This window comes from Methylorubrum sp. Q1 (assembly GCF_004683995.1).
Taxonomy (GTDB): Bacteria; Pseudomonadota; Alphaproteobacteria; order Rhizobiales; family Beijerinckiaceae; genus Methylobacterium.
Genome location: NZ_SRHQ01000010.1, coordinates 24,132 through 44,532 on the forward strand (window position 1 = coordinate 24,132; position 20,401 = coordinate 44,532).

A 20,401-nucleotide genomic window follows, 5' to 3' on the forward strand; every position below is an offset into this window, starting at 1 on the left:
CGTGCAACGGCTTGCGATCCGGTCTAAGGTCGGGACGATCATGGAAACCCTGGTGATCCTTGCCGCGGCGGCGGCGACCCTGCTCGCCTGCGTCTTCGTGGTAACGCTCTCCAAGGGGCCGCGCCGGCCGCCCCTGCGCCTTCCCCGCGAGGAGGAATGGGCCGACGATGCGGATGCCGTCGTGAAGGCGCTGATCCCGTCTCAGCCGAGCCTGATCGACCGCGGGGCGCAGGTGCTCGATGCTCGCGTTCTCGACGACCCGATCCGCGATGGCGATCTCATTGACGGTCACGTCATCGACGGCGAAACGGTCGATGCGCCCGAGGGCGGAGAGCCTCGAACGTTTCAAGCGGAAGAACTCGATAGCCGGATGCTCGATCAACTTCTCGACCAGCAGAACCAAGTGCTGAAGCAGACGCTCGAGCCGGACCCGCTCCCGCCCTCCGAGGCGAAGGACCGGGCGGCCCGATGAGGCGGGTCGGCCTGCTCGCCGCCCTCGCGGCGGCCTGGACGGCGCTCGTCCCCGGCCTGATTTCCAACGTCGTGGCACAGGACGAGGCGGCCCCGGCGCCCGCCGAGGCGGTGCCGGAGGCGCCCAAGCGCAAGGTACGGCCCAAGCCCCGCCCGAAGCCGCAGGCCAAACCCGCGCCGGCCCGGACCGAGCCCGCGACGTCGGCCGACACGCCGCCCGCCGAACCGGCCGCGAACCCGATTCCCTCCGCTCTCCCCTCGCCCACGGGGATGAACTTTGCCGCGCCGCCGGTCGCCTGCGATCCGGGACAGGCTGTCCGCTATCAGGGCGACAAGAATACCGAGCTGTGGGTGACCCGCAGCGGCCGCATCACCATCGACAACCCCCTGCGTCCGCTGACGCCCGATGTGACCCGCGTGCTGCAGGTCGTGGTCGCCGGCAAGGTCGCCACCGCCTACGGGCCGGACCTGCTGTCCCTGCGCCGGGGCGCGTCGCCGGCCACGCTGGAGGGGACCATCGGCGGCCGGATCCAGTGGGACGCCTCCCTCGTGGCCCTCCCCGACAGCCTGCCGATCAACGCGGAAACGGGCACGCCCCTGGCCGAGCTGCGCTTCCGCGAATGCGGCACCGCGCCCTCGGGCAGGCTCCTGCCGCCGCCGAAGGCCCGCCGCATGGCGCCGACCCCCGAAGCGGTCGCAGCGGAGGCGGAGAAGGCGGAAAAGGCGGCCAAGGCCGCCGCGCAGGCGGCCGCGAAAGCCGCGAGCGTGGGCCGGGCGGTGCAGCCCCCGGCCGGCGGCGCCCCGCAAAATCTCACGCCGCCGCGGGCGCCGGGCTCGGCCTTGCCGCAGGGAGCGATTCCCTGAGCGGACCCGTGATCCTCGTGGTGGGCGGGGCCGGCGCCTTCGGGGCGCGGCTCGTCGCCGGGCTCGCTGCGACCACCGATCTGCGCGTGATCGTCGCCGGCCGCGATGTCGCCAAGGCGGAGGTCGTGGCTCGCACGCTGCCGGATGGACGCGGGCGGGCGGCACGCCTCGACGCGACCGAGGCGGATGCGGCGCAGTTGCGGGCGCTCGGCGCGACGGTCGTGGTGGACGCCGCCGGGCCGTTCCAGGGCGGGGCGCCGGTGCTCGCCCGCGCGGCGATCGAGGCCGGCCTGCCCTATCTCGATCTCGCCGACGGCCGCGACTTCGTGGCGGCCTTTCCCAGGCTCGATGCAGCAGCGCAGGGCAAGGGCGTCGTCGCGCTGACCGGCGCCAGCTCGACCCCGGCCCTGTCGAATGCGGCGCTCGATGCGCTCACCGCGGGCTGGCGCACGGTCGAGACGGTGCGGGTCGCCATCGTGCCGGGCAACCGGGCGCCCCGCGGCCTCTCGGTGATGCGGGCGATCCTCTCCTATGCCGGGCAGCCGGTGCGGGTGCTGCGTGCCGGAACGTGGCAGAACCGGCCCGGCTGGGGCCTGCTCGGCCGGATCGCGGTGCCGGGCCTCGGCCGGCGCTTCGCCAGCCTGTGCGAGACGCCCGACCTCGACATCCTTCCCGCCCGTTTCCCCGCCTTGCGCACGGCCCTGTTCCGCGCCGGGCTCGAACTGCCCCTGCTGCATCTGGGCCTGAGCCTCGCGAGCCTGCCGGTGCGCTGGCGGCTGCTGCCCTCGCTCGTGCCCCTCGCCCGCCCCTTCCTGGCGATCGCCGGCTGGCTCGACCGGTTCGGCAGCGACCGGGGCGGCATGAGCGTCGAAGTTCTGGGAACGGACGCGACCGGCCGGCCGGTCCGCGCCGTGTGGAGCCTCGTCGCGGAAGCCGGCGACGGGCCCTATGTCCCGACCCTGCCCGCGCTCGCCGCGATCCGCCGGCTCACCGATCCGTCCGCCGCGGCGATCCCGCCCGGTGCCCGCCCCTGCGTCGGCGTGCTCCCGCTCGCGGCGATCGAGGCGGAGATGGCGCGCCTCTCGATCCGCACTCGCTGCGACACCGATCACCCCGTGCCGCTGTTCGAGCGCGTGCTCGGGGATGGGTTCGCGCGGATGCCCGACGCGGTGCGCCTCTTGCACGGCGCGGTGGGCGATGGCGCCTTTTGCGGCCGGGCCGCGGTGGTGCGCGGGCGCGGCCCCCTGGTCGCCCTCGTTGCCGGGCTGTTCCGCTTGCCGCCCGCCCTGGAGGATGGGCCGATCCGCGTGACGATGGAGCCCGACCTCGACGCCGGTTCGGAACGCTGGACGCGCCATTTCCCGAGCCGCCGCTTCTCCAGCCGGATGCGGCGCGCCGGCCCCGACGGGAGCGGGCGGGTGCGCGAGCGTTTCGGCCCGTTCGCGATGGATCTCGCGGTGAGGGCCCATGCCGACGGGCTCGACATGGCGGTGACGGGCTGGCGGCTCGGCCCGCTTTCCCTGCCGCGGTTCTTGCGGCCGACGACGCAGGCGAGCGAGCGGGTCGATGCGCAGGGCCGCTTCCGCTTCGACGTGGCCCTGTTCCTGCCGTTCCTGGGGCTGCTCGTGCATTATCGCGGTTGGCTGGTCCGCTGCGACGAGAGGGAAGAAGAAACGCCATGAGCGACACGCTGACGGCCGCGCAGGTGATCGATACCCTGGGGTTGAAGCCCCATCCGGAGGGCGGGCATTTCCGCGAGACGTTTCGCGACCCCCGCACGGTCGAGGGGCGCTCGGTCGGCACCGCGATCTACTACCTGCTCGGCCTCGGCGAGACTTCGGCCTGGCACCGGGTGGATGCGGCCGAGATCTGGCACTGGCATGCCGGCGCGCCGATGGTGATCACGATGAGCCCCAACGGCCACGACGCCTCCGCCCACCATCTCGGGCCCGACCTCCTGCGCGGCCAGCGTCCGCAGATCGTGGTCCCCGCGGGCCACTGGCAGACCGCGACGAGTCTGGGCGCCTGGACGCTCGTCGGCTGCACGGTCTCGCCGGGCTTCGCGTTCTCCGGCTTCGAGATGGCGCCCGAGGATTGGCGCCCGACGCCGCGGCGCTGACGGGCACCGGAGGAACCGCCCGGCGGGCTGTTCCATCTTGAGTTGATGACACCATGCCGCGGCACGGAACGCGAGAGTCGGGCGTTGCCGGTCAAGGCCCCGACGCCTTCGACCTTTGCCAGGAGACCTCCGTTTGCGCATTCCCGCTAACTCCCGCCGCCTGTTCCTGGCCGGAGGAGCCGCCGGCCTCGGCGCCGCCATCGCCGGCAGCCGCGCCGCCGCGCAGGGCGGCGGGAGCGGTATCCCGACCGGGCCGGTCGGGCGGCCCGAGCCGACGCTGGAGGCGGAGCCGCCCCTCCCGCTCGACCGCCAGGTCGGCTGGGCGGTGGTCGGCCTCGGTGACTATGCGCAGGGCTATGTCCTGCCCGCCCTCGCCCGTGCCCGCCGCTCGCGGGCGGTCGCCCTCGTCTCGGGCAGCGCCGAGAAGGCGAAGGGCGTGGCCGCGCGCTACGGCGTCAAGGAGAGTGCGCTCTACGGCTACGACACCATGAGCCGGCTCGCCGAGAACGACGCGGTCGGCGTGGTCTACATCGTCACCGCCAATTCCACCCATGCCGAGCTGACGGTGAAGGCGTTCGAGGCGGGCAAGCACGTCTTCTGCGAAAAGCCGATGGCGAACTCGCCGGCCGAGTGCCAGCGGATGATCGACGCCGCCAAGGCCGCCGGCCGCAAGCTGATGATCGCCTACCGGGCGCATTGGGAGCCGCACAACCTCCGCGCCAAGGAGATGCTCGACGCGGGCGAACTGGGACAGGTCTGGTTCGCGACGTCAGACCATCACCGGCCCCTCGACCCCGCGCTTCCCCGCGACCAGTGGCGGATGAAACGATCGGTGGCCGGCGGCGGCTCGCTCGTCGATATCGGGATCTACAGTCTCAACGGGCTGCAATGGTTCTTCGGCGAGAGCCCGAACGCCGTCGCGGCGTCGATGCAGGCACCGCCCGATGATCCCCGCTTCGCGGAGGTCGAGAACGTGTTCACCGCCGAACTCGCCTTCCCCTCGGGCCGGCGGGCGACGATGTCCTCGGGCTATACGGCCAACAAGAAGCGGATCGACCTCTGGGGCGACCGGCTCGTCGCCACCCTCGATCCGGCCACCGCCTATCAGGGCAACCGCCTCGTCGTCTCGAACGCGAAGCGGGCAGAGGAAATTCTGACGAAGGAGACGAGCGCTGCCCAGTTCACCGGCGAGATCGACCATTTCTCGCAAGCCGTGACGGAGGGCGCGGCGATCAGCACGCCGGGCGAGATGGGCCTGCGCGACGTGCGCCTGATCGAGGCGCTCTACTGGGCCGCCCGCGAGCGCCGCTGGCTCGATCTCAACCCGGACATGACCGTGCGCGGGGCCTGACCTGTCTCTCACGCCCCCCTACGCCACCGCACCCGGACGGGGCACGTTCGCTGATCGGGCGTTGTTCGAGACACTCTGACACCCTGCGGAGCCGAACGATGCCGTTTCTCATCGCCGCCGCGGCCGCCATCGCCGGCATCCTCAACACAGTGCAGTCGGGCGCCAACGCCTCTCTGAACAAGGCGCTCGATCAGCCGATCCTCGCGGCCCTTGTCGTCACCGCGGCCAATGTCGCGGTCTATCTTGCGGCCGCGCCCTTCATCGGGATCGGCTGGCCGGGGAGCCAGCGGCTTGCCGGCGTGCCGTGGTGGGCGTGGCTCGGTGGGGCGATGGGTGCAACCTACGTGCTCGCCACGATCTTCATCGCCGAGCGGCTGGGGGCGGCGGTGTTCACCGGCATCACGGTGACGGCCGCCATCGTCACCTCGGTTCTGCTCGATCATTTCGGCTGGGTCGGGTTTGCCCAGCACACCGCCGACCCCTGGCGCATCCTCGGCTGCGCGCTGATGATCGGCGGCCTCGTCCTCATCTGCCTGCGCTGACGCGGCGGCCCGTCTCCGCCAGGAAGCGCCTTGCCGGATCGCGTCACGCCGAGATCGGCCAGAAGCCGCGCGTCGAGACCGGACAGGTCCTCCGCGATCGGCTCACCCCGCCCGTCGCGCGAGGCCCCCGGCCGGTATCGGTGCCATCCGGCCGCGAGGCGGGCGATCCCCCGCTGCAGGGTCCGTTCCAAGCGTCCGATCATGGCTGCCTCCGCTGTTGCGACGGACAGAATGGGGCGTGTCGCGCGATGAATCGAACGAATTGATCTCACGGAAACGATGAGGAATGCTCATCGGAAGGACGAAGCTGCCGCAGCAGGATCATCGCCGCCGTGAATGCGCTCAATCCGTCGAACCTCGATCTCGATCTCATCCGTACCTTCGTGACGATCTGCGAGGCCGGCACCTTCGCCCGCGCGGCCGAGCGGGTCGGGCGCACGCCCTCGGCGATCAGCCTTCAGGTCAAGCGTTTGGAGGCGCGTCTGGGCCGGGCGCTGTTCCTGCGCCAGCCGCGCGCCGTCGTGCCGACGGCGGACGGCGAGGCGCTGCTCGGCCTCGGCCGGCGCCTGCTCGCCTTGAACGATGAGGTGGTGACCTTCTTCGACGCGCCGCCGATGGAGGGGCGGGTGCGCTTCGGCGCGCCCAACGATTCCGGCCTGTTCGCCCTGCCGGCGATGTTGCGCCGGTTTGCCGCCACCCATCCGCAGGTCGAGGTCGATGTCCGGCTCGATGCGAGCCGCCTTCTGGTGGAGGCCATCGCCGACGGCGCGCTCGATCTCGTGCTCTATGCCGGCCGCTTCCCGTCGAACCGCGCGGCGCAGGTGGTCCATTCGGAGGATCTGGTCTGGGTCGGCCTGCGCGGCGGCCTCGCCGAGGCGCGCCGCCCCTTGCCGCTCGCGCTCTGCCAGAGCGGCTGCACGTGGCGGGCGGCGGCGCTCGACGCCCTCGATCAGGCGGGCATCGCCTACCGGGTCGCCTATACGAGCGAGCATTGCCAGGGACAGATCGCGGCGGTGGAGGCGGATCTCGCGGTGGCGCCGCTCCCCCTGAGCGTCGCGCGGCCACCCTTCCAGCGGATCACGGCCCTGCCGCCGCTCGGCAGCTACGACGTGCTGATGCGCCTGCGCGACGGTGCCGGGCCGGCGGCGCGGGCGCTCGCGGGCCATGTGGCGGACAGTGTTCGCGATCTTCCCGGCCTCGGCAGCCGGCTCTTCGCCTGGACGCTTTGATCTTCGGGTGGGAGCCCATCGCGATAACGCGATGGGTGCCTTCCGTCAGGCGCCGCGCGGGCGGAGCGATACGGTCCCCGCTTCGATCAAGCGGCGATCAGAGCGTCACGAGGATCTTCCCGAATACCTTCCGCGATTCCAGGCGCTCCAGGCCGCTGGCGAAATCGGCGAGCGGCAGCACCGTGTCGATGACCGGGGTCAGGCCGGCGGCCATCTTGTCGAGGCTCTGGCTCATATTGGCGATGCGGCAGCCGAACGAGCCGGTGATGCGGTATTGCTGCTGGAACAACTGCATCAGGTTCATCTGCACCGAGACGCCCGAGGTCGAGCCGCAGGTGACGAGCCGCCCGCCGCGCTTCAGGCAGAGCAGCGAGCCGTTCCACGTCTCGGCGCCGACATGCTCGAACACCACGTCCACGCCCTTGCGCTTGGTCAGCCGCCGCACCTCACCCTCGAAGCGCTCCTCGCGGTAGTTGACGACGTGGTCGGCACCGAGCGCCTTCGCCTTCTCACCCTTCGCGTCGTCGCCCACCGTCGTGTAGACGGTGCAGCCGATCGCCTTGGCCATCTTGATCGCCGCCGTGCCGATGCCCGAGCCGCCGGCATGGACGAGGATCGACTCGCCCGGCTCCAGCCGCGCGTTGTCGAACAGCATGTGCTGCACCGTGCCGAAGGCGATGCCGGCGCAGGCCGCCTGGACGTGATCGACGCCGCCCGGCACCCGCACCACGAGGCGGGCCGGCAGGTTCACCCGCTCGCGGGCGAAGCCGTCGAGATGGAAGCCCATCACGCCCGAGACGTCCTCGCAGAGGTTGTCGCGGCCCTCCTGGCAGGCGCGGCACCGGCCGCAGGTCAGCGCGCCGTAGGGCACGACCGCATCGCCGACGGAGAGCCCCTCGACGCCCTCGCCGACCGCCGCGATCTCGCCCGCCGCCTCCGCGCCGACGGTCAGCGGCAGCTTGCGCTTGGCGAAGGCCATGCCGCGAAAGCCCCATACGTCGATGAAGTTGAGGCCGACCGCCCGGACCCGGATCTGCACTTCGCCCGGCCCCGGCGCGGGCGGCGGCTCGACCTCGGTGAGGCGCAGATCTCGGTCGCCGAAGAGCTGGAGGGCTTGCATCAGGATCGAACTCGTCTGGCGTTGAGGGATGGGCGCAGCGTACGAACCGGGCCCGGCCGGGGTCGCCCGACGCCGTACCGCGAAACAGCGGGCACCGGGAGCCCCCTCCAGCTCCGGCGCATCGACGACGCGCTGACCGGTTCGGGCGCCTCCCGGTTCGAAGGACGGTTCCTCTCGATCCCGTCCGACACCGTTGCGTGATTGATACAGAACGCTAGGTGACTTTTGGATCGGAGCATGTCTTTCACATAAGGATGTGTCGAGTAGGCAGCGAATGGCCAACCGGTGCGGGAATGTCCGCGCGTATTCGTGCTTACGATTGGGCACGGACACCTCTTGGTGCCATTGCTGATTGGCCGCAGAGCTTGAGGACGATGGTCGAGTTGATGCTCGGCTCTCCTTTGCCGGCCGCGATCGCCTGGGGACCTGAACTTACGGTAATCCATAACGACAGTTTCGACGCGATCGACAACTTCAGCGATCCGCCACCCCTTGGCCGCCCGTTCACGAAAGTCTGGCCAAAGCCGGAAAGCGACGGCATCGTCCACTCGATACGACAGGGGCAGGCTCGTCAGATCATTGATCGCTACTGGGAGCTGCCTGCGCGGCCGGAGCGACCCTTCGGCTGGTTCACGTCTCAGTGGACGCCCTTGCGGGACGAAGCGGGAGGCTTCGCCGGGTTCTATCTCTCGGCCTTCGAGACGACCGATCGCGTCCTCGTCGAGCGGGCCTTGCTCGAGCGCGAGGAGCAGCAGGCCTTCGTGCTCGGCCTCAGCGACGCGCTGCGCCCCCTGGCCGATCCGCTCGAAGTCCAGGCCGTGGCCTGCCGCTTGCTCGGTGAGCACCTTCAGGCCGACTACACGTACTACCTCAACCTGTACGAGGCGGAGGGTTTCGCGATCATCGCACAGGATTTTGCGCGCGCAGGTCTCCCCTCGCGAGCCGGGAAATATCCCCTCAGCCTCGTCGGTTGGGCGATGCCCCATCAGCGTCAGGGCCAGCCGATCGCGATCACGGACGTGCAGACATCCCCCCTGGTCCCGGACGACTGCCGGGAGAAGGTGCTGGCCGATCGTGTCGTGAGCCTGCTCGGCATTCCGCTGGCGAAGCAGGACCGCCTCGTCGGCGCACTTGCGATCTCCATGACGACACCGCGAGAATGGACCCCCGCGGAGATCACGCTGGCCACCGAGATCGGCGAGCGCACCTGGGCGGCGATGGAGCGGGCCCGCGCGGAGAAGACGGCGCGCGAGGCCGACATTCGCCTGCGCACCATGGCCGATGCCGCACCCGTCCTGATCTGGGACGCGGATTCGAGCGGCGCGATCCTCGTCAATGACCACTATCTCGACTTCTTCGGAGTCGGCTTCGAGGCCGTGGCGGGGCATGGCTGGCAGAAGTTCCTGCATCCCGAGGATGCCGAGCGACACCTTTCTCTCTTCCAAGGGGCGTTTGCGCAGCGCCATTGCTTCACCGACGAGGCCCGGCTCCGCCGTGCCGACGGGCAGTACCGCTGGCTCAGCACGTCAGGCCGCCCGCTGGAGGACGGGCGCTTCGTCGGCGTCTCGATCGACGTCACCGAGCGGCGCCTTGCCGAGGAGCGCATCAGGCGCAACAACGCCGTTCTCCAAGCGATCAACCTCGTCTTCAGCGAGACGCTCGGCGCCTCCTCGGAGGAGGAACTGGCGCGCATCTCCCTCGATGTCGCCGAGGAGCTGACGGGCAGCGCCATCGGCTTCATGGGCGAGATCGACAAGACCACCGGGCGCCTCGACGGCCTGTTCTTCAGCGACCGGAGCCGGGCCCGCTACGCCGCGCGCACATCGGACGGAGATGACCGCTTCCCGATGGGCAAGTCGGCCCTGGGGCTCGCGATTCATGGCATCTACGGGCGGGTGTTGCAGGACGGCGCGGGCATCATCGTCAACGATCCCGCCTCCCACCCCGACCGCGTCGGCACGCCGGCCGGCCACCTGCCGCTGACGGCCTTCCTCGGCGTGCCGCTGAAGCAGGGCGACAGGACGCGGGGTATGATCGGGCTCGGCAACCGCCCGGGCGGCTACCGTTCGGAGGACCTGGAGGCGGCGGAAGCGCTGGCGCCCGCGATCTGGCACGCCCTGCGCAGCAAGCGGGCGGAACTGCGCCTGCGCGAGAGCGAGGAGCGTTTCCGGCAATTCGCCGAGGCCTCCTCCGACGTCCTCTGGATCCGCGATGCGGAGACTCTCGCGATGGAGTACGTGAGTCCGGCCCTGCGGACGGTCTACGGCATCGAACCCAGCTTGCTCGGCACCGATATCCGGCGGTGGGCAAGCCACATGCTGCCGGAGGATCGCGAGCACGCCCTGCAGAACCTGCAGCGGGCAGCGACCGGCCAATCGCTGCTGAACGAGTTCCGCATCCAGCGGCCGAGCGACGGCGCCTTCCGCTGGATCCGCAGCACCCTGTTCCCCTTGCGCGACGAGCAGGGCCGGGTGCGGCGCATCGGCGGTCTTTCCTCCGACATGACTGAGGCCAAGTTGCTGGTCGACCATCAGGCCGTATTGCTCGCCGAGCTGCAGCACAGGGTGCGCAACATCATGGCGGTGACCCGCTCGATCGTCGCCCGCACGGGCGAGCGGGCGGAGACCGTATCCGACTACGCGTCCCTGGTGGGAGGGCGCCTCCTGTCGCTGGCCCGCGTGCAGGCCCTGCTGACCCGCTCTCCCAATGCCGGTGTGCTGGTCGCCACCATCGTCCGCGACGAGATCGACGCCCAGGACCTGCGCGCGGACCAGTACGATCTGTCGGGACCCAAAGTCGAACTCTCGCCCAAGGCGGCGGAGATCCTGACCCTCGCCGTTCACGAACTGGCGACCAACGCCCTGAAATATGGAGCCTTGTCGGTGTCGGAGGGCCGCGTGCGGGTGCGCTGGTCCTTGTTCGAGAAGAAGGGCGAGTCCTGGCTCGGCTTCGATTGGGCGGAAGATGGCGTGCCGAAAGCGAAGATTGCGGCTGAGCGCGAGGCAAATGGCCGCACCGGCGCGCGCCGTGGTTTTGGCCGCGAACTAATCGAGGGGCGCCTGCCTTACGAACTCGGGGGGCGCGGCCGCCTGGAGATCGGTCCGGAGGGGGCGCGGTGCCGCCTCGAATTCCCGCTCCGCGTCGGCGCCAGCATTCTAGAAACCGATGCCCCGCAACGCGCGACCGTGTTCGGAGGAGCGCTCGACATGACCGGTCAACCAGACCTGAGCGGCTATCGCATCCTCGTGGTGGAGGACGATTATTATCTCGCCACCGATACGGCACGCGCGCTTCAGGGAGCGGGTGCGGAGGTGGTCGGCCCCTGCCCCAGCGAGGAGGCGGCGCGCGAGGCGCTCGACGAAGGTGCGCTGGCGGCGGCGCTGGTGGATATCAATCTCGGCTCAGGGCCGTCCTTCACCCTGGCGGCCCTGCTTCGGGAGCGCGGCGTGCCGTTCGTGTTCATCACCGGTTACGACGAGGGGGTGATTCCGCCGGATTTCGCGGATGTGGAGCGTCTCCAGAAGCCGGTCGAGCTGAAACGCGTGGTCAATTTCCTCGCCGAGGCGCTCCACGCGGTGCCGTGAGATCACCGGAGCGCGCTGTTCGGGGATGCCGCGCCTGTGTTCGTCGCCCGGGACGTCGGCGCGGATCTCAATCCGGCGTCAGGTAGCGCCGCCGCGCCCAGCCGAGGGTGCGGTCGAACTTCACCCGGCACCATGTCAGCCCGCTCGGCGTCTCGTTGGTGCAGCCGAAGCCGAGCACCCGGCGCCCGACCGGGATCTGTCCAAGGGCCGGCGCGCCCGCATCCGGCGTCTCGCGGATCGTCAGGCTGTCGTCCCGCGGCAGGCCCTCGACCCGGAAGGTCTCCGCGCCCCAGGCGGAGCCTCCCCCTGCGAGCAGCAGAGCGAGGGCGAGGCGGGGCAGGGAGCGGGACATCGCCGGCAGGCTTCAGGTGCGGTGGATGCCCATCATCGCGGTCAAACCGCCATCGACGGGTAGCACCGCACCGGTGATGTAGGCCCCGCCCTCCCCGATCAGGAACGCGGCCATCGCCGCGACCTCTTCCGGCTTGGCGAAACGTCCGAGCGGGATCTGGCGCTCGATCCCCTCGCGGTGGCTGGCATAGGCCGCCAGCATCTCGGTGTCGATGAAGCCGGGAGCGATGACGTTGACGGTGACGCCGCGCTTGGCCGACTCGATCGCCAGCGTGCGGCAATAGGCGATCAGGGCGCCCTTGGTCGCCGCGTAGGCCGCATTGCCGGCATTGGCCTGGAGCGCGGCCACCGAACCGATGGCGACGATGCGGCCGGCGCGCGCCCGGATCATCCCACGCACCAGCGCCTTGGCGATCCGGGTCATCGACCAGAAGTTCACCTGCATCGCCGCCTCGGCCCGCTCGCGGTCGAGCATGGCCGCCAGCGCATCCGCCGACTGGCCGGCATTGTGGACGTAGCCGTAGAAGCCCTCGCCCTCGGCCCATTCGCAGAACGCCTCCACCGCGTCGCGGTCCGACAGGTCGAGGGCGCGGGCGGTGAGGCTGCCTTCGCCATGCATCGGCACGAGCTCGTCGGCGAGCGCCTGCGCCCGCTCCGGCGAAGAGCGGTAGGTGAAGGTGACGGCGTGGCCGGCCGCCGCCAGGGCGCGGACGGTCGCCGCACCGAGCCCGGAGGCACCGCCGACGACGAGGACGGATTTTCTTTCGTCGCTCATGCCGGCTCGTCTCCCAGAACCAGGCAGGTGTTCTGCCCGCCGAAGCCGAAAGAATTCGAGAGGATCCGCGAGACGCGGGTGTCGCGGGCGCTTCCCACCACGTCGAGGAGCAGCGCTGGATCGGGCACCGCGTAGTTGATGGTCGGCGGGATGCGCCCATTCTGGATCGTCAGCAGCGAGACCACCGCCTCAATCGCGCCGGCCGCGGTCAGCGTATGGCCGATCATCGACTTGTTGGAGGAGATCGGCAGACGCTCCACCCGCTCGCCGAACACCGCCGAGCAGCCGAGCGCCTCCATCTTGTCGTTCTCCGGCGTCGAGGTGCCGTGGGCGTTGACGTGATCGATGGCCTCGGGCGTGACGCCGGCATCCTCGAGGGCTGCGCGCATCGCCGCGATGACCGGCGCCCCGTCGGGGCTGGAGCGGGTCCGGTGGAAGCCGTCGCCCTTCTCGCCGCAGCCGAGCACATAGCCGAGGATGTTTGCGCCGCGCGCGCGTGCCGACTCGGCACTCTCCAGCACCAGGGCGGCGGCGCCCTCGCCCATGACGAAGCCGTCGCGGTTCTTCGAGAACGGCTTCGAGGCGCCCTCCGGCGGATCGTTCTGCGTGGAGAGCGCCGAGAGCAGCGAGAAGCGGATCAGCGATTCCGGATTCACCGAGCCATCGGTGCCGATGCAGAGCGCGGCGTCCATCTCGCCCCGGCGGATCGCCTCGACGCCGAGCTGGATCGCGGTGGCGCCCGACGAGCAGGCGGTCGAGAGCGAGATCGGCGAACCGCGCGTGCCGAAGCGGTCGGCGAGCCGGTCGGCCACCGTGCCGAAGATGAACAGGTCGTGCCAGGCATCGAAGCGGCGGGAGGCGGCGGCGCGCTGAAGCCCCGCATAGGTCACCTCGTCGGGCTCGCCCGCGGCCTCCGCCAGGGCCTGCCGCTGCGGCCATTCCATCTCGACCGGCGGCACCGCCACGAACAGCCCGCCCGGAAAGCCCGCGCCGATGCCGGATTGCGTCACCGCCTCCTCGGCCGCCACCATGGCGAATCGCTCGGACAGGAGGGGGGCCACCAGCGGGTCGGTGTCGAGGAAATCGACGGTGCCGGCGATGCGGGTGCGCAGGCCCTCGGTGGAGAAGCGGCTGATGGCGCGGATGCCGGAGCGCCCGGTCGTCAGCGCATCCCAGTTCTCGGTGGCGCCGCGGCCGAGCGAGGTGACGATGCCGAGGCCCGTCACCGCGACGAGCGGGCGTCCCAGGGCATCGTGGGTGGATGAGGAGCGCGGTTCTGGCATCGGGGCCTCAGACCATGGTTTCGGCCGGCACGCATCCGGACCGCGGCGGCGGCGGTCTCCGAAGCGGCGGACACTCGTTCTCGCATCGCCATCGTCCCGAAAGCCGGCAACCACCTTTCGGGATGATGCTCTAGGTCTTCACGACGCGGATCACACCCTCGCCGCGGCGGTGGCCGACCGAGGTGACCGCGACCTCCGCAGCCGATCCTGCCGCGCAGAGTGCTGCGGCCAGAGCCGTCCCGAACGGGGCCGCGACCTCCATCGGATGGCCGATCATATCGCCCGTGGCGCGGATGCGCGCGCCCGGCAGCGCCGTGTGGAGGCCGGCGATCTCCTCGGCCGCGAGGTCGGCCAGGCCGGTGGCGCCCGAGAGCACCACGTCCGGCCGCTCGATCCCGGCCTCGCCGATGAGACGAGTCAGACTCGCCGACACGCTGCCCGGCGCGCGGGCCACCCGGTCGTTGGCCACCGGCATGAGCCGGGCCAGGGCCCTGGCGCCGCGGGCGGCGGCGTGCTCGGCCGCTTCCAACACGAGGAAGGCGGCGGCACTGCCGAGCACGAAGCCGCCCGTGCCCTCTGCCCCCCGCTCGAAGACCGGCCGGTAAGCGGTCTTGAGAAGGTAGCCGCCCATCTCGTGGACGACCATCACGTCGGGCCGCTCGGCGTTGTAGGAGCCGCCCACCATCATGGTCTCGACCTGACCCGAGGCGATCCGGGCATGGCCAATGCGCAGGGCATCGACGCCGCTCGACTCCTCGCCCATGAAGGTGCGCGAGGCACCGGTGACGCCGTGGACGATGCTGATGTTGCCCGCGAGCAGGTTCGAGAGCTGCGCCAGGAACAGGGTCGGCCGCAGGTCGTTGAGGAGCCGCTCGTTGAGGAAGGCGCCGGGATCGTTGGTGCCGCGCAGGCCGGTCAGGATCGCCCCATCGACCGCGTAGTCGCGTTCGCCGCCGCCCGCCGCCACCACGAGCGACAGCGCCGACTTGAAGCCCGCGTCCTCCTTCACCCCGGCCGAATCGAGCGCGAGGCCGGCGGCGTAGACGCCGAGCCGCTGCCACGCCTCCATCTGCCGCTGATCCGACTTCTTCGGGATCTGCGCGTCGAGGCTTACCGGCGCCGCCGGGTGCACCGGATAGGGCGCGAACGTCTCCGCATCCGTGCGCGGCAGCGCATTCGAGGCGAAGGCGGTCAGGTGCGTCTCGATCCCCTCGCCGGCACAGGAGACGAGGCCGATCCCGGTGACGACGACGTCGCGGGCCTGCGGACGGCTCACGGCTGCGCTCCATCCAGAAGGCCGATCTTCCGAGCGCGCTCGCGCATCGGCGCATCGAGGCCGGCCGGGAACGGCATGGTGCGGAACCGCAGTTCCGCGTCGCAGAGCGCCTTGCCCTCGTGGCGGATCGCGGCCTTCGTCACCGCGTAGCCGGAGCCATCGTGCTCCAGGCTCGCCGTGATCTCGAGGGCCGCCCCCGGACCGACGAAAGAGCGGAAGCGCGCCTTGTCCACGGCCATGAGGAACGGCATCTGCGCGAAGTCGAGATGGGCCAGCACGAGGTAGCCGGAGGCCTGCGCCATGGTCTCGGTGAGCAGGACGCCCGGCACCAGCGGGTGCCCGGGGAAATGTCCCTCGAAGACCGGGCTCGCCTCGGGCACGAGCGCCCGCGCCTCGATGCGGCCGGCGGCGCGGTCGAGCCGCACCACAGAGTCGATCATCTCGAAATATTCGAGCCGCATCGCGCGTTAATCCCTGAAGCCCGACGGATCAGGCCTTGGCGGCCTTCTCGGCGACCAGAGCGTCGATGCGCGCGCAGAGGTTCTTCAGCACGAAATACTGCTCGGCCGGAACCTTGCCCTCGTTGACTTCCTGGGTCCAGCGCTCCAGCGGCAGCTTAATGCCGAAGGCCTTGTCGACCGCAAAGGCGATGTCGAGGAAGGCGAGCGAATCGATGCCGAGATCGTCGATGGCGTGGCTCTCGGGCGTGATCTTGTCACGCGGGATATCCGCCGTCTCGGCAATGATGTCCGCGACGCGGTCGAAGGTGGCGGTCTCGTTCGACATTAGGGCTGGCCGCTTTCTTGATTCTTCATATCCGGCGTCGCCAACCCTTCGCGCGGCACGCCCCCATGGCGCCCGAGCCGGTCTGCGGCCCCGCTTCGCCGCCGGTTCCCGATGGCGTCTATGAAAAGATCGCGACCCCTTACACGAAGCGATGGAGCACGGGCAACCTCGGGCGTCGCAGCCGGCCAGCCTCCCGCGCTGCTTCTCAGCCGGCTGAGCGGCTGAGGTCGAGTGCTGGCGCACGAGTGTCCGCACCCTGCCGCGGACGCTCGCGACCGGTGCGGCGGCCCTCCGCCGGCAGCGTCCGCTTGCGCTCCGCCGTGCGCGGGCGCACCAGTTCGCCGAGCGCCACGAAGCGATCGTTGTGCCGCTGCCCCGCATCCTGAATCCCGAAGCCGAGGGCGAAGGAGCGGGCGAGATCCGCATCAGCCGCCACACCGTAGCGATCGAGGGCGGCCAGGAAGACCCGCCGGAAGCCCAGCGGCGCACACCACGCCTTTTCGGCGAGCTGCATCGGCCAGGTCCACAGCCCGTCGCCGCGCCGGCTGGCGATCTCCTCACGGGCGATGAAATAGCCGCTTGCCGGGTGTTCGAGGCCTTCCTCGAGGATGCGCCAGTCGCGGTCCGGGGACGGTTGCCGCGTCGCAGGCGCCGGCCGGTCGAGCCCGTCGTCGTCGAAGCCGATCTCGATCATGGAAGCCTCCTGCCTTGCGCGCTGCGCCGAGGCAGCGAATCAGTCCGGAACGTTCCATGAACAGTGCGTCTGCGCGGCGAACAGGTCAAGCCTTTGTTCGCAGTTCGTTCCAATTCCCGCCGGGCGCTTTCCCGGCTTGCGTGCGCGTCGGACAAGACGAGGAAACCAGTCTCGGTGAGCGCAGAAAAGAAGCCGCCTGGCATCGTGAACCTGGGCCCGGACGCCTGCCTCGTCCGGCCCGGCGGCGACGAGTTCGTGCTGCTCGTGTCCGAACGAAGCCCGGCCGAGGCGCGCCGGCTCGCCGACAAAATTCGCCACGCGGTCGCTCGTGCGGACGACCTCCCGGCCTGGACCATCAGCCTCGGCATCGCCGCGGTCGAGCCGGGCGAGGCGGATGTTTCCGCCGCCGTCGAGCGGGCCGACCGCCCCCTTTATCGCGCCATGGCCCGGGGCGCGACCGCGCCGCGGCCTGAAGCCACCTCTGGATTGCCGCTGTGCCCGCCATAGGTCGCTCGCGCCGACACGGCGGAGAAACGGAGTGAGGCGGCGATGGCTGGCACGGATCGGACGGAACCTGAGGTCGCCCGCAGCCAGTGGGTGCTGCGCGCCCTCCTCGTCGCGGGGCTGCTGGCGCTCGGCGTCTACATCCTGTCCGGCTTCCTGAGAGCGCTGGTGTGGGCGGTGGTGCTCGCCATCGCCCTCTGGCCGCTCTTCGTCCGTGCGCGACGCCGCTTCCCGCCGGGGCGGCACAACATCCTGTGGCCGGCCGTCTTCACCGGCCTCGTGGCTCTGGTTCTGCTGCTGCCCATCGCCGTGCTGGCGGTCGAGGCGGGCCGCGAGGCGCACGACCTCCTGGCCTATGCCCGCGAGGCCGAACGCAACGGCATTCCGGTGCCGGATTTCATCGCCCGCCTGCCCTATGGGGCTGCCGCCGTCACCAAGTGGTGGAACGCCCACCTCGCCCATGCCGGGCTGGCGCATGAACTGAGCGAGCGGCTGAACACGACCTCGAACCGCGATCTCACCCGCAGCCTCGGGGCGGGTTTGGTGCACCGGGTGGTGCTGTTCGGCTTCTGCCTGTTGGCGCTGTTCTTCCTGTTCCGCGAGGGCGATACGGTGATCGCCCAGACGCTCCGGGCGAGCCATCGCCTGTTCGGTCCGCGCGGCGAGCGGGTGGCGCGCCAGATGGTGGCCTCCGTCCACGGCACGGTGGATGGGCTCGTCCTCGTCGGGATCGGCGAGGGCTTCCTGCTCGGGATCGTCTACGCCTTTGCCGGCGTGCCGCATCCGGTGCTGTTCGGGGCGCTCACCGCGGTCGCCGCGATGATCCCCTTCGGCGCGCCGCTGGCCTTCGGCCTCGCCGCCGTGCTGCTGCTAGCGGGCGGGGCGGTCGTCCCCGCCGCGATCGTGGTGGCGGCGGGTTTCGTCGTCACCTTCGTCGCCGACCATTTCGTGCGCCCGGTGCTGATCGGCGGCACCACCCGCCTGCCCTTCCTGTGGGTGCTGCTCGGCATCCTCGGCGGCGTCGAGACCTTCGGGCTGCTCGGGCTGTTCGTCGGCCCGGCGGTCATGGCCGCCCTGATCCTGCTGTGGCGGGAGCTGACGGAGCGGTCGCAGGAGCCGGCCTGACCCCTCAATGCTTCAGCGCGCGCCCGAGCTTTCGCGCCAGAATCCGCTGCGGGCTCTTCTCCGGGTCGGCCTGGTCGGCGACCGCGATGTAGGCGGTCTGCTCCAGCATGTAGCGTCCCCCCATGGCGCCGTGCATCACGAGATCGGAGAAGGTCACCCAGGTCTCGCCCGGCTGGAAGCGCACATCCGCCTGGGGCGCGTTCGCCTGATAGTCCAGGTCGCGCTTCAGGGCGTCGTGGAGGTGCAGCATCAGGTGGTCGTATTCCGAGCGCTTGGCCTTGGTGATCTTGAGCGCGGCCAACACGCTCGCCGAGAGGCCGGAATAGCCCGGAAGCTTCGGCAGGAATTTTTCGGCCATCGAGCCGAAATCCTCGCCGACCCGCCACAGCCGCGGCTGCCCCTCGGCGTTGATGTTGCGGAAGATGCGCAGGATGCGCTTTTCGCCGATCGGGTTGGAGGGGAAGGCATCGACATGCATCCGCGTGTCGTCGCGCCGCCAGCTCAGCTTGCGCTTGTCGACATCGAACGGCCGGTAGGATGTGCCCGCGAGCGAGACCTTGCCGCGGTAGGCCGGCAGGTAGCTGTCGATCAGATTTTCCGCGAAGCGGCGGTAGCGCACCAGGAGGTCGCGCAGGCGCGCCTGATCCTCCGCGCTGCCGGCCCCGCCCCTCAGTTCGGCGGTCTCGTTGCGGATCGCGACGTTCTTGGCCTTGCCGTCGGCGAAGGGGCGCTCGACGAAACGCTGCTCGAAGGCGTCGAAGGGGAAGTCGAGATCGCGGAAGACGAGGACCGAGCCGCTTTCCAGCGCCTCGACGAGACCGGGCGCGCCCGGCACCGCCTCGGCGCGGGAGACGGGGTGAACGGGGCTGATCATGGCTGGCATTTCCCGCACGATTGGATGGTGCGCGGTGTAACCGACCGGCTCACGCTCTGCCAACATGCCGGCCCGCTGCGGCATCGGGTCGGCCGCGCCTGAGCGTTTTGCGGTGGACGAGAGCGTCCATCCGCTTGCCCCGCTGCTCGTGCGCGCGTCTCCTGAATCCGCAACCTGAGGCATGGGCGGAGCGTTCTTCCCGCTGAACGTCCGTTCCCGGACGAGGAGCCCGCCATGGCGACGCTGAAGGAATTCGAGGAGGCTCTGCGCGAGCACGGCATGCATATGGCGCTCGCCCTGCTGGAGCGCCTGCGCGAGCGTGACCGCCAGACCCGCACCATCCGCCCGGCCCGGCGCATCACCGGCCAGAAGATGACGCCCGATCTTGCCCGCGCGATCCTCGAACTGCACGCCTCCACCGGCATGACGCAGCAGGAGATCGCCTTCAAGGTCGGGGTCAACCAGGGCCGGGTCAACGAGGTGATCAAGCGCGGCAAGTGGCTCGACGACGACCCGCACGCCCCCGAGGCGGTGGCGCGCGACAAGGCGAAGGCGCGGATGCGTGCCGACCCCAAGCCACGTCCGAAGCTCTCGGTTCGCAAGGAGACGCCGCGCGCGGCGAAGCGGCCCGCCGCCCCTCAGGGGCAGTTCGCGTTCGGGGACATGTAGCGCCATGACCGGCACGGGCGCGGCGCTCTGCCGGGTGGTGCGGCCCGGCGAGCCCTTCATCGGCAAGCAGGGACTTTCCTACGCGCCCGGCATCTCGGCGGAATCGGCGGGTGCCACGGGCCTTCACCTACAGATGGTGACGATCCCGCCGGGAGCGCGGGCCAAGGCGCACAAGCACGAGGGCCACGAGACCGCGATCTACGCGCTGGCCGGCACCTCCTGCACGTGGTGGGGCGAGCGGCTGGAGCACCACACCGAGCTGCGGCCCGGCGAATACTTCTACATTCCGGCCGGCATGCCGCACCTGCCCTACAATCCGAGCCCGACCGAGCCGTGCACGGCGCTCATCGCCCGCACCGATCCGAACGAGCAGGAAAGCGTGGTGCTGCTGCCGGAGCTCGACGGGATCCATCCGTGACGGGCATGGTTGAGGAATCAGATGTCCTCTCGCCGGACCCCCTTCATGCGATGCGCCCTGGTTTGCTCGGCCTCAATCTGCTTGGCCCTGCTCGCCGGCATCGGGCCTGCCCTGGCACAGCGCCCCTCCACCACGACGCTCACCTGCGTCCAGGCCCGCGCCGTGGTCACGCGGCAGGGTGCGGCGGTGCTCGGCACCGGCGGGCCGACCTTCGACCGCTTCGTGCGCGACCGTTCGTTCTGCGAGGCCACCGAGATCGGCCGGCGCGCCTTCGTCCCGACCCGCGACAATCCGGGCTGCTTCGTCGGGTACACCTGCTACGAGCCCGGTCCCGGCGATCGGTTCGGGGATTTCTGATCCCTCGGC

At 70.5% G+C, this 20,401-nt stretch carries 22 protein-coding genes; 13 read left to right on the forward strand and 9 right to left on the reverse strand.

The window, feature by feature from the left end:
* Positions 1-40 precede the first annotated feature (40 nt).
* From E4V01_RS11345 to E4V01_RS11375, 7 genes are all read left to right on the forward strand, one after another.
* A complete protein-coding gene (locus E4V01_RS11345; RefSeq protein ID WP_245517515.1) occupies positions 41-472 on the forward strand; it encodes a hypothetical protein in 432 nt (143 codons plus the stop codon).
* Positions 469-1,335: a hypothetical protein gene (locus tag E4V01_RS11350; RefSeq protein ID WP_135298408.1), complete on the forward strand. Its 867-nt coding sequence runs from the start codon at positions 469-471 to the stop codon at positions 1,333-1,335. The genes E4V01_RS11345 and E4V01_RS11350 overlap by 4 nt, the downstream gene beginning before the upstream one ends.
* A gap of 8 nt (positions 1,336-1,343) precedes the next feature.
* Entirely contained in the window at positions 1,344-3,017 is a 1,674-nt protein-coding gene (locus tag E4V01_RS11355; RefSeq protein ID WP_135298409.1) for an SDR family oxidoreductase, read from the forward strand.
* A complete protein-coding gene (locus E4V01_RS11360; protein WP_060771802.1) occupies positions 3,014-3,454 on the forward strand; it encodes a cupin domain-containing protein in 441 nt (146 codons plus the stop codon). Before E4V01_RS11355 ends, E4V01_RS11360 begins: the two co-directional genes overlap by 4 nt.
* A gap of 133 nt (positions 3,455-3,587) precedes the next feature.
* Positions 3,588-4,805, forward strand: a complete 1,218-nt coding sequence (locus tag E4V01_RS11365; protein WP_135298410.1) for a Gfo/Idh/MocA family protein — start codon at positions 3,588-3,590, stop codon at positions 4,803-4,805.
* Positions 4,806-4,903: 98 nt separating this feature from the next.
* Entirely contained in the window at positions 4,904-5,347 is a 444-nt protein-coding gene (locus E4V01_RS11370; RefSeq protein ID WP_135298411.1) for a DMT family transporter, read from the forward strand.
* 332 nt (positions 5,348-5,679) lie between these two features.
* A complete protein-coding gene (locus tag E4V01_RS11375) occupies positions 5,680-6,576 on the forward strand; it encodes a LysR family transcriptional regulator (protein ID WP_135298412.1) in 897 nt (298 codons plus the stop codon).
* 97 nt (positions 6,577-6,673) lie between these two features.
* On the opposite strand, the gene E4V01_RS11380 is transcribed toward E4V01_RS11375, so the two are convergent.
* The gene (locus tag E4V01_RS11380) at positions 6,674-7,696 is read right to left on the reverse strand and encodes a zinc-binding dehydrogenase (protein WP_012255613.1); all 1,023 of its coding nucleotides are present in this window, start codon (positions 7,694-7,696) and stop codon (positions 6,674-6,676) included.
* Between the two features lie 374 nt (positions 7,697-8,070).
* Here E4V01_RS11380 and E4V01_RS11385 point away from each other — a divergent pair, with 374 nt between their 5' ends.
* Positions 8,071-11,280: a PAS domain-containing protein gene (locus E4V01_RS11385; RefSeq protein ID WP_135298413.1), complete on the forward strand. Its 3,210-nt coding sequence runs from the start codon at positions 8,071-8,073 to the stop codon at positions 11,278-11,280.
* Positions 11,281-11,347: 67 nt separating this feature from the next.
* Here E4V01_RS11385 and E4V01_RS11390 read toward each other — a convergent pair whose 3' ends face one another.
* The 7 genes from E4V01_RS11390 to E4V01_RS11420 all read right to left on the reverse strand — a co-directional run bounded on the left by E4V01_RS11390 (position 11,348) and on the right by E4V01_RS11420 (position 16,445).
* Positions 11,348-11,632: an SH3 domain-containing protein gene (locus E4V01_RS11390; protein ID WP_060771807.1), complete on the reverse strand. Its 285-nt coding sequence runs from the start codon at positions 11,630-11,632 to the stop codon at positions 11,348-11,350.
* 12 nt (positions 11,633-11,644) lie between these two features.
* Positions 11,645-12,406 carry an SDR family NAD(P)-dependent oxidoreductase gene (locus E4V01_RS11395; RefSeq protein ID WP_060771808.1) on the reverse strand — a complete coding sequence of 254 codons (762 nt, stop codon included), beginning with the start codon at positions 12,404-12,406 and terminating at the stop codon, positions 11,645-11,647.
* Positions 12,403-13,689, reverse strand: coding sequence for a beta-ketoacyl-ACP synthase (locus tag E4V01_RS11400; RefSeq protein ID WP_060771809.1), 1,287 nt, complete (start codon positions 13,687-13,689; stop codon positions 12,403-12,405). The genes E4V01_RS11395 and E4V01_RS11400 overlap by 4 nt, the downstream gene beginning before the upstream one ends.
* 130 nt (positions 13,690-13,819) lie before the next feature.
* Positions 13,820-14,965: a beta-ketoacyl-ACP synthase gene (locus E4V01_RS11405; protein ID WP_135298414.1), complete on the reverse strand. Its 1,146-nt coding sequence runs from the start codon at positions 14,963-14,965 to the stop codon at positions 13,820-13,822.
* Positions 14,962-15,426, reverse strand: a complete 465-nt coding sequence (locus E4V01_RS11410; protein WP_060771811.1) for a 3-hydroxyacyl-ACP dehydratase FabZ family protein — start codon at positions 15,424-15,426, stop codon at positions 14,962-14,964. Before E4V01_RS11410 ends, E4V01_RS11405 begins: the two co-directional genes overlap by 4 nt.
* Before the next feature lie 28 nt (positions 15,427-15,454).
* A complete protein-coding gene (locus E4V01_RS11415) occupies positions 15,455-15,751 on the reverse strand; it encodes an acyl carrier protein (protein ID WP_003601886.1) in 297 nt (98 codons plus the stop codon).
* A 205-nt stretch (positions 15,752-15,956) separates the two neighbouring features.
* Complete coding sequence (locus E4V01_RS11420) at positions 15,957-16,445, reverse strand: hypothetical protein (RefSeq protein ID WP_060771812.1); 489 nt, start codon at positions 16,443-16,445, stop codon at positions 15,957-15,959.
* Positions 16,446-16,619: 174 nt separating this feature from the next.
* Here E4V01_RS11420 and E4V01_RS11425 point away from each other — a divergent pair, with 174 nt between their 5' ends.
* Positions 16,620-16,952 carry a diguanylate cyclase domain-containing protein gene (locus E4V01_RS11425; protein WP_135298498.1) on the forward strand — a complete coding sequence of 111 codons (333 nt, stop codon included), beginning with the start codon at positions 16,620-16,622 and terminating at the stop codon, positions 16,950-16,952.
* A 42-nt stretch (positions 16,953-16,994) separates the two neighbouring features.
* On the forward strand, positions 16,995-18,074 hold the full coding sequence (locus E4V01_RS11430; RefSeq protein ID WP_135298415.1) for an AI-2E family transporter: 1,080 nt from the start codon (positions 16,995-16,997) through the stop codon (positions 18,072-18,074).
* Positions 18,075-18,078: 4 nt separating this feature from the next.
* Here E4V01_RS11430 and E4V01_RS11435 read toward each other — a convergent pair whose 3' ends face one another.
* On the reverse strand, positions 18,079-18,948 hold the full coding sequence (locus E4V01_RS11435; protein WP_135298416.1) for a Kdo hydroxylase family protein: 870 nt from the start codon (positions 18,946-18,948) through the stop codon (positions 18,079-18,081).
* Positions 18,949-19,182: 234 nt separating this feature from the next.
* Between E4V01_RS11435 and E4V01_RS11440 the strand changes: the two genes are divergently transcribed.
* From E4V01_RS11440 to E4V01_RS11450, 3 genes are read left to right on the forward strand one after another with little or no spacing between them, the layout of a single operon-like run.
* Entirely contained in the window at positions 19,183-19,617 is a 435-nt protein-coding gene (locus tag E4V01_RS11440) for a hypothetical protein (RefSeq protein ID WP_060771816.1), read from the forward strand.
* Between the two features lie 4 nt (positions 19,618-19,621).
* Positions 19,622-20,035, forward strand: a complete 414-nt coding sequence (locus E4V01_RS11445; RefSeq protein WP_135298417.1) for a cupin domain-containing protein — start codon at positions 19,622-19,624, stop codon at positions 20,033-20,035.
* A gap of 45 nt (positions 20,036-20,080) precedes the next feature.
* A complete protein-coding gene (locus E4V01_RS11450) occupies positions 20,081-20,392 on the forward strand; it encodes a hypothetical protein (RefSeq protein WP_135298499.1) in 312 nt (103 codons plus the stop codon).
* The last annotated feature ends 9 nt before the right edge of the window (positions 20,393-20,401 follow it).

Excerpts from the sequence above, each read along its gene's own strand:
- E4V01_RS11345 (WP_245517515.1), top strand. The coding sequence starts at position 41 with ATGGAAACCCTGGTGATCCTTGCCGCGGCGGCGGCGACCCTGCTCGCC.
- E4V01_RS11350 (WP_135298408.1), top strand. The coding sequence starts at position 469 with ATGAGGCGGGTCGGCCTGCTCGCCGCCCTCGCGGCGGCCTGGACGGCG.
- E4V01_RS11360 (WP_060771802.1), top strand. The coding sequence starts at position 3,014 with ATGAGCGACACGCTGACGGCCGCGCAGGTGATCGATACCCTGGGGTTG.
- E4V01_RS11370 (WP_135298411.1), top strand. The coding sequence starts at position 4,904 with ATGCCGTTTCTCATCGCCGCCGCGGCCGCCATCGCCGGCATCCTCAAC.
- E4V01_RS11380 (WP_012255613.1), bottom strand. The coding sequence starts at position 7,696 with ATGCAAGCCCTCCAGCTCTTCGGCGACCGAGATCTGCGCCTCACCGAG.
- E4V01_RS11385 (WP_135298413.1), top strand. The coding sequence starts at position 8,071 with ATGGTCGAGTTGATGCTCGGCTCTCCTTTGCCGGCCGCGATCGCCTGG.
- E4V01_RS11390 (WP_060771807.1), bottom strand. The coding sequence starts at position 11,632 with ATGTCCCGCTCCCTGCCCCGCCTCGCCCTCGCTCTGCTGCTCGCAGGG.
- E4V01_RS11395 (WP_060771808.1), bottom strand. The coding sequence starts at position 12,406 with ATGAGCGACGAAAGAAAATCCGTCCTCGTCGTCGGCGGTGCCTCCGGG.
- E4V01_RS11400 (WP_060771809.1), bottom strand. The coding sequence starts at position 13,689 with ATGCCAGAACCGCGCTCCTCATCCACCCACGATGCCCTGGGACGCCCG.
- E4V01_RS11410 (WP_060771811.1), bottom strand. The coding sequence starts at position 15,426 with ATGCGGCTCGAATATTTCGAGATGATCGACTCTGTGGTGCGGCTCGAC.
- E4V01_RS11415 (WP_003601886.1), bottom strand. The coding sequence starts at position 15,751 with ATGTCGAACGAGACCGCCACCTTCGACCGCGTCGCGGACATCATTGCC.
- E4V01_RS11420 (WP_060771812.1), bottom strand. The coding sequence starts at position 16,445 with ATGATCGAGATCGGCTTCGACGACGACGGGCTCGACCGGCCGGCGCCT.
- E4V01_RS11430 (WP_135298415.1), top strand. The coding sequence starts at position 16,995 with ATGGCTGGCACGGATCGGACGGAACCTGAGGTCGCCCGCAGCCAGTGG.
- E4V01_RS11435 (WP_135298416.1), bottom strand. The coding sequence starts at position 18,948 with ATGATCAGCCCCGTTCACCCCGTCTCCCGCGCCGAGGCGGTGCCGGGC.
- E4V01_RS11440 (WP_060771816.1), top strand. The coding sequence starts at position 19,183 with ATGGCGACGCTGAAGGAATTCGAGGAGGCTCTGCGCGAGCACGGCATG.
- E4V01_RS11445 (WP_135298417.1), top strand. The coding sequence starts at position 19,622 with ATGACCGGCACGGGCGCGGCGCTCTGCCGGGTGGTGCGGCCCGGCGAG.
- E4V01_RS11450 (WP_135298499.1), top strand. The coding sequence starts at position 20,081 with ATGCGATGCGCCCTGGTTTGCTCGGCCTCAATCTGCTTGGCCCTGCTC.